Source organism: Asaia sp. HumB, assembly GCF_030263835.1.
In the GTDB taxonomy this organism is placed as follows: domain Bacteria; phylum Pseudomonadota; class Alphaproteobacteria; order Acetobacterales; family Acetobacteraceae; genus Asaia; species Asaia bogorensis.
In genome coordinates this window covers 502791-517816 of the sequence record NZ_JARPML010000002.1, presented here as the reverse complement: position 1 = coordinate 517816, position 15026 = coordinate 502791, and the positions used below count along the sequence as shown (strand labels likewise).

Below are 15026 nucleotides of genomic sequence, written 5' to 3'. Positions count from 1 at the left end.
GTTCAGCCGCGTGTCAGATGATAATGGCTGCGCAGATCGGCCTCGATCTGGTCAGCATGAGCCCCATCGCGGGCTTCGATCATGATCTCCAGCTCCGCCGTCTGCACAGAAGGAGCGGCGAAGAGGCGCTGATGCGAGACCTCGATGATATTGCCGCCAGCATTGCCGATGCGCGTGGAGATATCAGCCAGCACACCGGGACGATCAGGGATCTGAAGGGTAAGCGACAGCAGGCGGCCATCACGGCGCAGGGCACGAAGTAGCGTGTTGGCAAAAATGCGTGTGCCGATGTTCCCGCCCGTGATCGGAAGAGCCACCCGCTTGTCCTTGAAGAGCTCGGGATAGGCCATTACTGCCGCCAGAGCTGCCGCGCCAGCGCCCTCGGAGACCTGCTTGGCCTGTTCGGCCAAATGGGCAATGGCTGATTCCACCTGAAGCTCGGTAACGACCAGAACACGGTCGAGAAGCGGGCTGACGGTTTCGAGGCAGGTATTGCCGATCTGCATGACAGCAATGCCTTCGGCGATGGTAGAGCCACCACGTGCCTGTACGGCCGCCTCGGGGAAGGCGGAAAGCGAGGCGTGACTTTCGACCTGTACGCCGATGATCTTCGTGTTGGGGCTTAGTGCTGCCGAGGCGATGGCCGAACCGCTGATCAACCCGCCACCGCCAATCGGCAGGACCAGATAATCGAGCTCAGGGCTGTCCTCGATCAACTCGATGGCGAAGGTGCCCTGACCCGCCATGACGGCTACATCATTGAACGGGTGAACCAGAACGAGGCCGTTCTCCTTGCGAATTCTCTCAGCCACCATCGAGGCTTCGGCAAAATCCTCGCCTTCGGTCACGACATGAGCGCCCCAGCCACGCGTGCGCTCGACCTTGGCCGAGGGCGTATGGCGCGGCATAACGATGGTGGCGTCAATGCCAAGCAGGCTGGCATGACGGGCCACGCCCTGTGAATGATTGCCTGCCGAGACCGCAATCACGCCGCGTTTCTTTTCCTCGTCGCTCAGCAGCGCCAGCTTGTTGGCGGCACCGCGCTCCTTGAACGAGGCGACAGCCTGCAGATTCTCGAGCTTCAGCCAGATATCGGCACCCGTCATCTTGCACAGGGCCGCGCAGCGAATGCTGGGCGTGCGCACAATATGGGGGGCAATCCGCTCATGAGCGGCAAGGATATCGGCGAAGGTGAGGGTGAGGCTTTCGGACACGGTCTTCTTTTCTTGCTTTGGGGCTGGCCGTCCGAAACCGCCAGACGCCAGCCCGTGCTGATGCTGATCCGTTTATTTGAAAGTGACGGCCAGAATCTCGTAGCTCTTGTCGCCACCCGGGGTCGGTACGGTCACGCTGTCACCTACCGACTTGCCGATAAGCGCCTTGGCGAGCGGCGAGGAGACAGAAAGGCGGCCCAGCTTGATATCAGCCTCGTGGACGCCCACGATCTGATAGCTGCTCTCCTTGTCCGTTTCCTCATCGACCAGTTCAATATGAGCACCGAATTTCACGGTGTCACCCGAGAGCTGCGAGGGGTCGATGACTTCAGCCGTCGAGATCAGTTCCTCGAGTTCGAGAACGCGCCCCTCGATGAAGGACTGACGATCGCGTGCAGCATGATATTCAGCATTTTCCGAGAGATCGCCGTGAGCGCGTGCTTCGGCAATGGCGCGGATGACGGCCGGACGATCTTCGCTTTTCAGCCGACGCAGTTCATCTTCTAGACGGGTCAAACCTTCACCGGTCATCGGAATCTTCTGCACAGCGCATTCCCCAAAACGAGTTCAGCCCTCGCGTAGCGCCCAGGAACAACAATGTTCCAAGGCCCTGCACGGGGCATGGATGGGCATGAGACAATCCCCGCCCGCAATTTGATCAGATAAATTAGGTCTTCCGGGGGGTAAATTCAAGGCGAGCCTCGAAATGAGGGCCTGTTTTGCACAGAGTTGATCATCTCGGGGAGGGGCAGGGCTCTGCCCTGAAACGCGCCAAAAGGCGGCCACCCTCTGAAAATCCGCGACTTGAGGATGTCGCATTCCGCCTCGAAGGCCTCAAAGCGGGGATGAAAGGGGCAAGCCCCTTTCCGCAGCGCGAGGCAGAGCCACGTCACCCTACCCGGCTTGAAACAGCCGGGTAGGGAAAAGGACAAAGCCTCGTGGTCTCAGAAAGCGCGTTTGAAGTAGGATTGAAGGGGCGCCACATCCAGCCCGCCATCCTTGATGGCCGAAATGGCATAGATCGCCGCACGTGCCCCGGCGAGGGTGGTGAAATGCGGCACACCGCCAAGCAGCGAGGAGCGACGGATATCGAAGCTGTCGCGCACGGCCTGCGCACCCTGCGCCGTGTTGATGACCAGCTGCACGTCACCCGAGCGGATGGCGTCCACGCAGTTCGGACGGCCCTCGAGCACCTTGTTCACGCGCTTGACGGGAATGCCGGCCTCTTCAAGGCGGGCAGCCGTGCCGCGTGTGGCGAGAATGCTGAAACCCATTTCGATCAGCTTGCGTCCAAGGGCCTGGACCTGCGTCTTGTGACCGTCGCGCACCGAAAGAAGCACCGCACCCGACTGGGGCAGCACCACCCCGGCGCCAAGCTGCGACTTCGCAAAAGCGCGCTCGAAGCTGCTGTCGAGACCGATAACCTCACCCGTGGAGCGCATTTCCGGACCAAGAATGGTGTCGGTATCGGCAAAGCGATGGAACGGGAAGACAGCTTCCTTGACAGCCACGTGCGGAGAGATGGCGTCGCCATCGAGCTTGAAGCTCGAGAGTTTGGCCCCTGCCATCACGCAGGCCCCGATCTTGGCCACCGGCACGCCGGTCGCCTTGGCAACGAAGGGCACCGTACGCGAGGCGCGAGGGTTCACCTCGAGCACGAAGACTTCCTGATCCTTGATGGCGTATTGCACGTTCATCAGGCCCACAATGCCAAGCTCACGGGCCATGGCTTCGGTCTGGGCTTTCAGCTCGGTCACGATAGCCGGTGAGAGGGTATAAGGCGGCAGCGAGCAGGCAGAGTCACCGGAATGGATCCCGGCTTCCTCGATATGCTCCATCACGCCTGCAACATAGACATCCTGACCGTCGCAGATGCAGTCCACATCGGCTTCGATGGCGTCGTTCAGATAGCGATCGAGCAGGATCGGGCCATTGGCGACTTCGGCACCCGCCAGAAGAAGGGTGGAGCGCAGGTAACGCTGCAGCCCCGCCGGGTCGTAAACGATCTCCATCGCGCGGCCGCCCAGCACATAGGACGGACGAACCACGACAGGGTAACCAACCTTTTCAGCCACGGCCTCGGCCTCACCCGGGGTGCGTGCGATGCCGTTCTCGGGCTGGCGCAGGCCAAGCTTGCGCAGCAGGGCCTGGAAGCGCTCGCGGTCCTCCGCACGGTCAATGGCGTCAGCCGGGGTGCCGAGCAACGGGATGCCGGCGGCTTCCAGCGCACGGGACAGCTTCAGCGGGGTCTGGCCACCATATTGCACGATGCAGCCCAGAATCTCGCCACCAGCCTGCTCGGTGCGGATGAGAGAGATCACATCCTCATCGGTCAGCGGCTCGAAATAGAGACGATCCGAGGTGTCGTAATCGGTCGAGACGGTCTCGGGGTTGCAGTTGACCATGATGGTCTCGAACCCGGCCTCACGCAGCGCATAGGCGGCATGAACGCAGCAATAATCGAATTCGATACCCTGACCGATGCGGTTGGGACCGCCACCGAGGATGACGATCTTCTTGCGGTCTGTCGGACGGCTTTCGCATTCCGGTACACCGAACCCGCCTTCATAGGTCGAGTAGAGATAAGGCGTGTCAGAAGCGAACTCGCCCGCGCAGGTATCAATGCGCTTATAGGCGGGCGTCACAGCGAGCCGGAGGCGGAATGCCGTCACTTCCTCGACGCTCTGTCCCGTCAGGCGGGCAAGCTGGCGGTCGGAGAAGCCCTGCGCTTTGATGCGGCGCAGATTGCGGGCATCCTGCGGCAGGCCATTGGCGGCGATCTCGTTTTCCGACACCACGATGTCATGAAGCTGGCGCAGGAACCACGGCTCGAAACGGCAGGCGGCGTTGATGTCCTCAAGCGAAAGTCCGGCGCGCATGGCCTGTGCTGCCATGAGAATACGCTCGGGGCGCGGCTCGGAAAGTGCAGCGCGATAGGCATCAAGCGAGCCATCGCCCGGTGCTTCGACAGGATCGAGTCCCGTCAGCCCCGTTTCCATCGAGCGTAGACCCTTCTGCAGGGCCTCGGCGAAGGAACGGCCAACCGACATGGCTTCACCCACCGACTTCATCGAGGTCGAGAGCAGGGCGGGGGCACCAGGGAATTTCTCGAAGGTGAAGCGGGGTATCTTCACAACAACGTAGTCGATGGTCGGCTCGAAGCTGGCAGGCGTCGTGCCGGTAATATCGTTGGCGAGTTCGTCCAGCGTATAGCCCACGGCCAGCTTCGCCGCGATCTTGGCAATGGGGAAACCCGTCGCCTTGGAGGCCAGCGCCGAGGAGCGTGACACGCGCGGATTCATTTCGATGACGACAATACGGCCATCATCGGGGTTGATACCGAACTGCACGTTCGACCCGCCGGTTTCGACACCGATCTTGCGCAGACAGGCGATCGAGATATCGCGGAGCTTCTGATATTCCTTGTCGGTCAGGGTTAGGGCCGGGGCAACGGTGATGGAGTCACCCGTATGCACGCCCATCGGGTCGATGTTTTCGATGGAGCAGACGATGATGCAGTTATCCGCCTTGTCGCGGACGACCTCCATCTCGAATTCCTTCCAGCCCAGCACGGATTCCTCGATTAGAACCTCGGTTGTGGGGGAGGCATCGAGACCGCCAGCCACGATCTGGTCGAATTCCTCACGGTTATAGGCAATGCCGCCACCGGCGCCGCCCATGGTGAAGGAAGGGCGGATAATGGCGGGCAGGCCCACTGATTCCAGCGCCGCGCGGGCTTCTTCGAGCGTGTGGGCGATGGTGCTGCGCGGGGATTCCACGCCGATTTCGTCCATGGCCTCGCGGAATTTCTGACGGTCCTCGGCGCGGTCGATGACTTCAGCATTGGCGCCGATCAGCTCAACATTATGCTTCTTAAGGAAGCCCGACTTGTCGAGCGCCATGGCGGCGTTGAGCGCCGTCTGACCACCCATTGTCGGCAGAACGGCGTCAGGCTTTTCCTTGAGGATGATGCGCTCGACGAATTCCGGGGTGATCGGCTCGACATAGGTGGCATCGGCCAGACCCGGATCGGTCATGATGGTGGCCGGGTTGGAGTTGATGAGGATGACGCGATAGCCTTCCTCTTTCAGCGCCTTGCAGGCCTGCGTGCCGGAGTAATCGAATTCACAGGCCTGACCGATCACGATAGGGCCAGCGCCGATAATGAGGATCGACGAGATATCTGTACGTTTCGGCATGGATCAGGCTGCCTTCTTGTCCATGAGCGCGACGAAACGCTCGAAGAGATAGAATGAATCCGACGGGCCGGGGCTGGCCTCGGGGTGATACTGAACCGAGAAGGCATCGAGCTTCGTGCTGCGGATACCCTCATTCGAGCCATCGAACAGGCTAGTATGGGTGATGATCACGTCCTCGGGCAGGGATTTGTCATCCACCGCAAAGCCGTGATTCTGGCTCGTGATCTCCACGCGGCCCGACGCAAGGTCCTTGACCGGCTGGTTCGCGCCGCGATGGCCGCGCTCCAGCTTGAAGGTCCTCGCTCCAAGTGCCTGCGCCAGAAGCTGGTGACCGAGGCAGATGCCAAAGATCGGGATATTGGCATCCAGCACGCCCTTGATGGCGGGCACCGCATAAACGCCGGTTGCCGCCGGGTCGCCGGGGCCGTTGGAGAGAAACACCCCTTCAGGGTTGTGCCGCAGGATTTCCTCGGCCGTTGCCGTGGCAGGCACCACGGTCACGTCGCAGCCTGCGGTCACGAGGCAGCGCAGGATGTTGCGCTTGGCGCCGTAATCGACAGCGACCACACGACGGCGCGTGCTGCGCTCTGCTGCGGGCTTCTGCCAGACGCCGAGTTCCCAGGAGTAGCTCTGGGTGCAGGTCACGTCCTTGGCCAGATCCATGCCTTCAAGGCCGGGCCAGGAGACAGCCTGGGCGCGCAGGGCGGCGAGGTCGAACTGGCCATTCTTCGGGAAGGCGAGCACGGCAGTCTGCGGGCCGCCATCGCGCAGGCGGCGGGTGATCAGACGCGTGTCGATGCCGGCAATGCCAGGCAGGTTTTGGCCGATCATCCACTGCGCGAGCTTCTGGGTCGAGCGCCAGTTGGCGGGCAGGGTGACGTCTTCCTTCACCACTACGCCTCGCGCGGCCACACGCTGGGCCTCGTCATCCTCGGCGTTCGTGCCGACATTGCCGATATGGGGGAAGGTGAAGGTCACGATCTGCCCGGCGAAGGACGGGTCGGTGAGCGTTTCCTGATAGCCGGTCATGCCGGTATTGAAGCAGAGCTCGCCAATAGCTGAGCCATCCGTATGGGCGCCAAAGCCGACGCCCCACAAAACGGTGCCATCAGCAAGAACGAGGGCGGCATTCGCGCCGTCAGGGCAGGTCTCTGTCATTGTCGGGGTTTCCTCCTGAGGCGTCTGCGGATCGAGGTCCGAAAGGGAAATGCCGGGCAGGCGCAGCAATGCGGCCCAGTGTTTGCCGGGAATGGCACGCGACTGGCGCCACTTGCGAATGGCTTCGGTGCCAACGCCGGTCAGGCTCGCCAGCGCCTCGGCGCCACCGGCCTTCTCGATGATCTCGTCGATATCCATACCCGTCTCCCTTGCGTCCTTTTCCACTCGGACGCTCGCGTGGTTGGTGCTAGATAAGCCCTTGAGACTAGATTGGGAAGTTTTTTCCCACTCACATGCGTTGCCTGATATGTGGGAAAAATATTCCCGAAATCATGTGGCGTGATCCGAAAAAGGAATGAGACAATGTCCCTGAGAGAACAGATCTCCACCGATCTCAAGACCGCCATGAAGGCCAAGGAGATGGATCGCGTAGCCCAGATTCGTGGCATCACTGCCCGTATCAAGGATCTGGATGTTGCGGCGCGTGCCAATGGCAAGGAAGTCGGTGACGAGGATATCCTTCCGATGCTGCGCAGCATGATCAAGTCACGCACCGAGTCCGCCACGATGTATCGCGAAGGCGGTCGTCCCGAACTGGCGGAAAAGGAAGAAGCCGAGATCGAGACGATCAAGACCTATCTCCCGCCCGAGATGGACGAGGCGACGCTCAATGCCGAGATCGATGCGGCGATTGCCGAGGCTGGTGCGACCAGCATGAAGGAGATGGGCAAGGTCATGGGCGTGCTCAAGGCCAAGTTTGGCAGCGCCCTCGATATGGGTCGCGTCAATCCTGTCGTCAAAGCCCGTCTGTCCTGAGGGCAGGCTGAACGATGGCGTTCGATCCTGGTTTTCTGGACGAGCTGCGTGCCCGCACCCCGATTGCAGCTGTCATCGGGCGCCGCACCAAGCTCAGCCGTTCAGGCCGCAACTGGAAGGCATGCTGCCCCTTCCATGGGGAAAAGACGCCATCCTTCTATGTCTATGACGATCACTTCCATTGCTTTGGCTGCGGCGTCCATGGCGATGTGATCTCCTTCGTCATGCAAAGCGAGGGACGCAGCTTCCCGGAGGCCGTCGAGCAACTGGCGAATGAAGCCGGGCTCGACATGCCCCGGCAGGACCCCTGGCAGGAGGCCCGATCGCGCGAGGCGCGATCTCTTGGCGATGTGCTCGAGGCTGTACAGAACGTCTATCGCCAGGCCCTCTATGCGCCTGAAGGGCGTCAGGCACTGTCCTATCTCAGGCGACGCGGCCTGACCGAGGCAACGATCGAGCGCTTCGGCCTTGGCTGGGCGGGCGAGGGACGGGGGGCGCTGCTTCAGGCATTGCGCGGGCAGGATATTACGGCCGAGCAGCTTTTGCAGGCCGGGCTGATGCGTGTAGATGAACATGGCGCACCGCGAGGCGAGCTGTTCTTTTCGCGTGTCATGTTCCCTATCCGCGACCGGCGGGGCAGGCTGATCTCATTTGGTGGGCGCACTCTTGGCGACGCCCAGCCTAAATATGTGAATGGCCCCGAGACCACGTTGTTCTCGAAGCGCCGCGCGCTTTACAATCTCGATCAGGCCCGCAATGCCTTGCGCGATCCGGCACAGAAGCTGGTTGTGGCTGAAGGCTATATGGATGTGATCGCCCTCGCACAGGCCGGGTTCGAAGCTGCGGTTGCGCCGCTCGGCACGGCGATGGGTGTTGAGCAACTCGAGCTTCTGTGGCGCGAGGCCTCGCATCCCATTCTGTGCCTTGATGGCGATGCTGCCGGGGCGCGGGCGGCGCTTCGTGTGGCTGAGTTGGCCCTGCCTCTTCTGACGCCGGAGCGCAGTCTGCAATTCTGCCGCCTCGACCCCAAGGATGACCCGGACAGCCTGATCAGGCGCGATGGCCCTCAGGCCATGCGTCAGGTGCTTGATGGAGCAACCTCTCTGGCGGACGAGCTGTTCCAGCTCATGCAGGCCGGTGTGAAGCAGGATGTGCCCGAGCAGCGTGCAGCGCTGAAAAAGCGGCTGGAGGCCTCTGCCGCACTGGTGGCGGACAGGGACCTTGCCGCTGAGTACCGACGTGCATTGATGGAGCGGTTTTTCGCATCGTCACGTCGGGGCAAGGGGCGGAGTGGGCCTTCACGGCCGGATTCCGGCAAGAGCCGGGTGCGAAATATTGCTGTAGGGGACGGGGCGGGAGAGCGTCTGCGGGTGCTGACGGTTCTGGTGCTGCGCCACCCGTCCATTCTGCCGCAGATCGAAGACCCCTATGGCCGCCTCGATCTGCCCCATCCGCTCGATGAGATCCGCGACACGATTCTCGACTGGTTTGCCGAAATCGGTTCGTCGGACCTCCTGACAGAGCAGAATGCCCTTGCGGCGCTCGATCATGAGGGGCTGGGCGATGAGGCCCGGCAACTGATTGCGCGGGGCGTTGTGCCCTCCGCGCAAGCCGAGACGGGCGGACCTTTCAATCAGGCCCCGCTTCAGCAATGGTGGCATTTCTTCGGGCTGGTCAATTTCCCGGCCTTCATGCGTGAGGTCGAGCAGGACATGCAGGCGGCACTGGCCAATCCCGCGCTGGAAGGACTGCCCGAGGCGCTGATGGTGCGGCTGCGTACTCTCGAGCGCCTGCGCCGCGGCGAAGAGGGCGATGACGCAGATTGACGATGCAGGTTTCGTAACGCGAAAAGAGCGCCCCCGGCCCTTGACTTCGTGGCCCGTATCGCCCACCTGCACGATGCCGAAATTGCTGGCGCTCGCGCTGGTGGATCGCAAATGAAAGACAGGTCGGCCTCAGGCTGGCGGGTGGGGCGGCGTTCTGTGATTGCAGAGCGCTGGCCAAGCGCGTTTCTTTCATGGCTGGTTTTAAGTGCGGCGTTCGATAGGGCGTGCGGGAGCAGGGAGTAGGGTATGGCGACGAAAGCGGCCACGGGAACGGAGCGGAACGCGCAGGACCAGGACGGCGATACCAATGTCCTCGACACGCAGTCCGGTGCCGTCAAGCGGCTCATCGCCAAGGGACGCGAGCGCGGTCACATCACGTTTGACGAGCTGAACGCTGTCCTGCCGCAGGATCAGATGTCCTCCGAGCAGATCGAGGACATCATGGCGATCTTCTCCGAGATGGGGATTCAGGTCGTCGAGAATGAGGAAAACGAGGACTCTGACGAAGCCGAGGAGAAATCCGAGGAAAAGGAAGAGGCCGAGGAATCCGAAGAATCTCCCACTGGTAATGTGAGCGAAAGCGCCGGTCGTACAGATGATCCGGTGCGCATGTATCTACGCGAGATGGGCTCGGTCGAGCTGCTGTCACGCGAGGGCGAAATCGCCATTGCCAAGCGGATCGAGGCGGGCCGCGATGAGATGATTGGCGGGCTGTGCGAAAGCCCGTTGACCTTCCGCGCCATTATTTCCTGGCACGACAAGCTCAAGGAAGGCGAGATGTTGCTGCGCGACATCGTTGATCTTGAAGCCATGCAGGGTGGTCCCTCTGAAGAGGAAACCGCCGAGAGCGAGAACGCCGAGGAGAACGAGGACAATCTCGACGAGGAGCCCGCAAACGAGGAAGGTGGCGACCCGGAGAGCTCCGGCCTGTCGCTTTCTGCCCTCGAAGAGAAGCTGAAGCCCGAGATCCTCGCGCATTTCGAGGCCATCGAGCCGCTATACGATACACTGCGTGCGCTTCAGGTGCGTCGCATCGAGACGCTGACCAGCGGGTCCGAGACCACAGGCTCTTCCGAGCAGGAATACGAAACGCTTCGTATGGAACTCGTAAAGATGGTCGAGCAGGTCCATCTGCACAACAACCGTATCGAGGAGCTGGTGACCCAGCTCAAGGTTCAGTTCCAGCGCCTCAATAACCTCGAAGGCCGCATGCTGCGTATGGCCGAGGGGTGCCGCGTCTCGCGCGATGACTTCCTGCAGAAATATCGCGGCTACGAACTCGACCCGAACTGGCTGGCCTCCGTTTCGGCGCTGCCCGGCAAGTCGTGGAAGAACTTCACCACGCGCTATGCCGAGCAGATCATCGATCTGCGTAATCAGGTGGCCGATCTGGCGCACAGCACCGGTCTGCCGGTCGGTGAGTTCCGTCGCGTCTATGCCGTGGTGTCGCGTGGCGAACGTGATACCACGCGTGCCAAGAAGGAAATGATCGAGGCCAATCTGCGTCTCGTGATTTCCATTGCCAAGAAATACACCAATCGTGGCCTGCAATTCCTGGATCTGATTCAGGAAGGTAATATCGGCCTCATGAAGGCGGTGGACAAGTTCGAGTACCGTCGTGGGTACAAGTTCTCGACCTATGCGACATGGTGGATCCGTCAGGCCATTACGCGCTCGATTGCCGATCAGGCACGCACCATTCGTATTCCGGTGCATATGATCGAGACGATCAACAAGCTCGTGCGCACCTCGCGCCAGATGTTGCACGAGATTGGACGTGAACCTGCACCCGAAGAGCTGGCCGAGAAGCTGGGTATGCCGCTTGAGAAAGTGCGCAAGGTGCTGAAGATCGCCAAGGAGCCGATCTCTCTCGAAACTCCGATCGGTGACGAGGAAGACAGCCATCTTGGTGACTTCATCGAGGACAAGACGGCGGTCATTCCGCTGGATGCCGCGATCCAGACCAATCTGCGCGAGGCAACCACGCGCGTTCTGGCCTCACTCACCCCGCGTGAAGAGCGTGTGCTGCGTATGCGCTTTGGTATCGGCATGAACACCGATCACACGCTTGAAGAGGTGGGGCAGCAGTTCAACGTGACCCGCGAGCGTATCCGCCAGATCGAGGCGAAGGCGCTGCGCAAGCTCAAGCATCCGAGCCGCAGCCGCAAGCTGCGCTCCTTCCTCGACGATAACTGATCGGCGGGAACGGCTCATGGAGCCCTGGCTTGAGACGATTCCGGAGCGTCCCACGACCGAAGTCACGGTCGAGGTGACGTTCCTTGAACGTCTTAGGCCGCCACCTTCGGCCCATATCGGCTGGCCTGAAGGCTATCACATCGAGCGCTGGCATCCTGATGTGGATGATTATCTGGCGCTTTACCGTCTGATCGGCGCTCCGCATTGCTGGTGGATGCGGTACATGATGCCTGCTGATACCCTTCATCGCATCATCGCTTCACGCCATACGGAAATCTGGCGTCTGATGGGGCCGCAGGGCGTGGCCGGTTTTTTCGAGCTTGATATGCACAAGCCGGAAACCCCTTATCTGTCCTATCTCGGGCTCGTGCCAGGCGCGCAGGGCAAGGGGCTTGGCCGCAAATTGCTGGCGGCTGCCATATCTCATGGCTGGCGCAAGGTTACGCGGGTCATGCGGGTCAATACCTGCACGGCCGATCACCCCAATGCGCTCCCCACCTACAAGGCTGCGGGCTTCGTGCCAATCATGGTCGAGGAAGAGCATTGGGCGGTGCCCGACGATCTTGGCCTCACCCTGCCGGCCCATCTGCTCCGCCCCTGAGCGCACCCATCGCTTGGACAAATAGGCGGGAAAGCAGGCTGTCGCTCGCATGGAAGCGTTCCGAGGCAGGAAAACTCTTGCCCCCGTAGGGACGTATGTGCTTTATGCCGCCTTTCCCTGCCGGACGAAGGCATCGTCCCGGCTATACCCGAGCCTTGTGGAAGAGGCGCTGATCCGACCGGTCCCGGTCGGGCGGTTGGGTTGAAGCAATCCGAAGGGAGCTCATATGCCGTTGTACGAAAGCGTGCTTATCGCACGTAATGATATCTCGCAGGCGCAGGTCGAAACCCTCGTCGAGCAGATCGAAACCCTCCTCACCCAGGATGGGGGTTCCATCGAGAAGCGCGAATTCTGGGGTCTGCGTTCGCTCGCATACCGCATCAAGAAGAACCGCAAGGGCCACTACGTCCTTCTCGGCCTGAATGCCCGTCCGGACCAGATCCGCGAGCTGGAGCGTCAGCTGAGCCTCAACGAAGACGTTCTGCGCGTTCTCACGCTGCGCGTTGAGGAAATCACCCAGGACCCGTCTCCGATCCTGTCCCGCAAGGGCGATGATCGCGGCGATCGTGGCAATTTCCGTGGTGGCAACTCCAAGCCTGCTGGTCGTTTCGACAGCGGCCGTGGCGGCCGTCGTGGCGACGATCGTGAAGAATACCGCGCCCGTGAGGGTGCCGAGATGGATGCGGAGTAATCGCGATGTCTGACGAGAACACCAACGAAATCAACCCGGCCGCCCGTCGCATTGCCGTCGGCGCCCGCCGTCCGTTCTATCGCCGCCGCAAGTCCTGCCCGTTCTCCGGCCCCAATGCGCCGAAGATCGACTACAAGGACGTGCGTCTGCTGAGCCGCTTCCTCTCCGAGCGCGGCAAGATCGTTCCGAGCCGCATCACGGCGGTTTCGGCCAAGAAGCAGCGTGAGCTGGCGCAGGCGATCAAGCGCGCCCGCTTCCTTGCCCTGCTCCCCTACGTGATGAACTGAGGAGACAGGCATGTCACAGACTGAAGTCATCCTGCTGCAGCGCGTTGAGCATCTGGGCCAGATGGGCGATATCGTCCGCGTTAAGCCCGGCTATGCCCGTAACTTCCTGCTGCCCCAGGGCAAGGCGCTCCGCGCCAACGCCCAGAACCGCCAGCGTTTCGAGACCGAGCGCGCACAGCTTGAGGCCCAGAACCTCAAGCGTCGTGAAGAGGCCGAGCGTCTTGCCGAGCGTATGCATGGCCTGAGCGTTGTCATCATCCGCCAGGCTGGTGACAGTGGCAGCCTGTACGGCTCCGTCACGACGCGCGACATCGCGATTGCTGTGACGGCTGCTGGCCTGAGCGTCAGCCGCAACCAGGTTGTCCTCGCCGAGCCGATTAAGCTGCTGGGTCTGGTCGAGGCACGCGTTGCCCTCCACCCGGAAGTGTCGATCCCGGTTACGGTCAACGTGGCCCGTTCGGAAGAAGAAGCCGAGCGTCAGGCACGTGGCGAAGCCATCGTCGCTGAAGAGGACGAATACGTTCTCGAAACCGAAGTCGAGGGTGAAGACGCCGCGGCTGAAGGTGAAGTCGAAGGCGCTGCCGTCTGAAAAGACGCATCGCTTAGCGATTGAATGTAAAACCCGGCTGCCTCAGGCAGTCGGGTTTTGTGTTATTGGGGCCAGTTGACGATCTCAGGTTTTCCTCGTTCAATTACTTGAATTGATGTGAGAAGAGCGGGATTGACCATGATATTTCTGCTGGACCGTGTTCTGAAGCGCTTTATCAGTGCCGGAGCACTCGACGTCATCCTGCCCGGTGGTGAAAAACGCCGCTACAAGGGGACGCGTCCCGGTCCGAGCGCAGCCATTCATGTCAAGACAGACAAGGCGCTGAGAGCACTCCTTCTGAATTCCGGGCTCGCCTTTGGTGAGGGCTGGATGGATGGCGACATCGTCTCGGTGGACTGCTCGCTTGAGGATGTGCTGAGCGTTCTCATGCTCAACATCCACGGTAGTCACCATCTGCTTAATCGCGTCGAGGAAAAGGCCCGTTTCGTCACGCGGTTTCTTCGGCAATGGAACGGGCAGAGGCGCTCACGTCGCAATGTCGCTCATCACTATGATCTGAACGGAAGACTCTACGACCTCTTCCTCGATGAAGACCGTCAGTATTCATGCGCCTATTTCACTTCTGACGACATGACACTGGAAGAGGCGCAGCTCGCCAAGAAGCATCATATTGCTGCCAAGCTGCAACTCGACCGGCCCGGCCTTGATGTGCTCGACATCGGTTGCGGCTGGGGAGGCATGGCCCTGACGCTGGCGCGTGACTACGGCGCCAAGGTGACAGGCATCACGCTCTCGCAGGAACAGCTTCAGGTGGCCCGCGAGCGTGCCCGTGCGGCGGGGCTTGAAGGGCTGGTAACCTTCAAGCTCATGGATTACCGCAAGCTCGACAGGCAGTATGACCGCATCGTTTCAGTCGGCATGTTCGAACATGTCGGCATAGGCCATTACGACACCTATTTCCGCACCCTGCGCAAGGCGCTTCGGCCTGGGGGTGTGGCGCTTGTCCATTCGATCGGACGTATGGATGAGCCGGGTTCCACCAACCCCTGGATCGATAAATATATCTTCCCCGGTGGGTATTCCCCGGCTTTGAGCGAAGTGTTTCCTGCAATCGAGCGGGCCGGCCTTTGGGTGACGGATTGCGAGATCCTGCGCTTGCATTACGCGAAAACGATCCGGCTTTGGCGTGAGCGCTTTGCGGCCAATCGCGAGAAGATCAAGGCGCTGTATGACGAGCGCTTCTGCCGTATGTTCGAGTTCTACCTCGTTGGGGTCGAACTGTCTTTCCGACTGCAGGGCCACATGAACTTCCAGCTTCAGCTGACTGCCGATATCGATGCTGTTCCATTGACCCGCGACTATATGGCTGGTCGTTGAAGCCTATTTTGTGCAGCACGGCTGGCCCCTAGTCAGCCGACTGACGTACGATCTCATACTTTGTTAAAAAAATAGGCTCTCGAAACCGTGACTCACGGTTTCGTTACGTAA

The 15026-nt window shown here is 61.0% G+C and carries 12 protein-coding genes; 8 read left to right on the top strand and 4 right to left on the bottom strand.

Features of this window, described 5'->3' with window-relative positions:
* Positions 1–2 precede the first annotated feature (2 nt).
* The 4 genes from P5689_RS03655 to carA all read right to left on the bottom strand — a co-directional run bounded on the left by P5689_RS03655 (position 3) and on the right by carA (position 6769).
* Complete coding sequence (locus tag P5689_RS03655) at positions 3–1214, bottom strand: threonine ammonia-lyase (RefSeq protein ID WP_285532130.1); 1212 nt, start codon at positions 1212–1214, stop codon at positions 3–5.
* Positions 1215–1286: 72 nt separating this feature from the next.
* Positions 1287–1760, bottom strand: coding sequence for a transcription elongation factor GreA (greA, locus tag P5689_RS03650; protein WP_031240013.1), 474 nt, complete (start codon positions 1758–1760; stop codon positions 1287–1289).
* A gap of 398 nt (positions 1761–2158) precedes the next feature.
* Complete coding sequence (gene carB, locus P5689_RS03645; protein ID WP_023977636.1) at positions 2159–5413, bottom strand: carbamoyl-phosphate synthase large subunit; 3255 nt, start codon at positions 5411–5413, stop codon at positions 2159–2161.
* Between the two features lie 3 nt (positions 5414–5416).
* The gene (gene carA, locus P5689_RS03640; protein ID WP_285532128.1) at positions 5417–6769 is read right to left on the bottom strand and encodes a glutamine-hydrolyzing carbamoyl-phosphate synthase small subunit; all 1353 of its coding nucleotides are present in this window, start codon (positions 6767–6769) and stop codon (positions 5417–5419) included.
* Positions 6770–6934: 165 nt separating this feature from the next.
* Between carA and P5689_RS03635 the strand changes: the two genes are divergently transcribed.
* From P5689_RS03635 to P5689_RS03600, 8 genes are all read left to right on the top strand, one after another.
* Positions 6935–7387 carry a GatB/YqeY domain-containing protein gene (locus P5689_RS03635; RefSeq protein WP_023977638.1) on the top strand — a complete coding sequence of 151 codons (453 nt, stop codon included), beginning with the start codon at positions 6935–6937 and terminating at the stop codon, positions 7385–7387.
* A 14-nt stretch (positions 7388–7401) separates the two neighbouring features.
* The gene (gene dnaG / locus P5689_RS03630; RefSeq protein ID WP_285532127.1) at positions 7402–9213 is read left to right on the top strand and encodes a DNA primase; all 1812 of its coding nucleotides are present in this window, start codon (positions 7402–7404) and stop codon (positions 9211–9213) included.
* A 246-nt stretch (positions 9214–9459) separates the two neighbouring features.
* Positions 9460–11409, top strand: a complete 1950-nt coding sequence (gene rpoD, locus P5689_RS03625) for an RNA polymerase sigma factor RpoD (protein WP_023977640.1) — start codon at positions 9460–9462, stop codon at positions 11407–11409.
* Between the two features lie 16 nt (positions 11410–11425).
* Positions 11426–12010 (top strand): N-acetyltransferase, encoded by a 585-nt coding sequence (locus tag P5689_RS03620; protein ID WP_166928060.1) that lies wholly within the window; start codon positions 11426–11428, stop codon positions 12008–12010.
* Positions 12011–12236: 226 nt separating this feature from the next.
* On the top strand, positions 12237–12701 hold the full coding sequence (rpsF, locus tag P5689_RS03615; protein WP_023977643.1) for a 30S ribosomal protein S6: 465 nt from the start codon (positions 12237–12239) through the stop codon (positions 12699–12701).
* 5 nt (positions 12702–12706) lie between these two features.
* Entirely contained in the window at positions 12707–12988 is a 282-nt protein-coding gene (rpsR, locus tag P5689_RS03610; RefSeq protein WP_023977644.1) for a 30S ribosomal protein S18, read from the top strand.
* 10 nt (positions 12989–12998) lie between these two features.
* Positions 12999–13577 carry a 50S ribosomal protein L9 gene (gene rplI / locus P5689_RS03605; RefSeq protein WP_023977645.1) on the top strand — a complete coding sequence of 193 codons (579 nt, stop codon included), beginning with the start codon at positions 12999–13001 and terminating at the stop codon, positions 13575–13577.
* 138 nt (positions 13578–13715) lie between these two features.
* Positions 13716–14915, top strand: a complete 1200-nt coding sequence (locus tag P5689_RS03600) for a cyclopropane-fatty-acyl-phospholipid synthase family protein (protein ID WP_285533816.1) — start codon at positions 13716–13718, stop codon at positions 14913–14915.
* Positions 14916–15026: the final 111 nt, after the last annotated feature.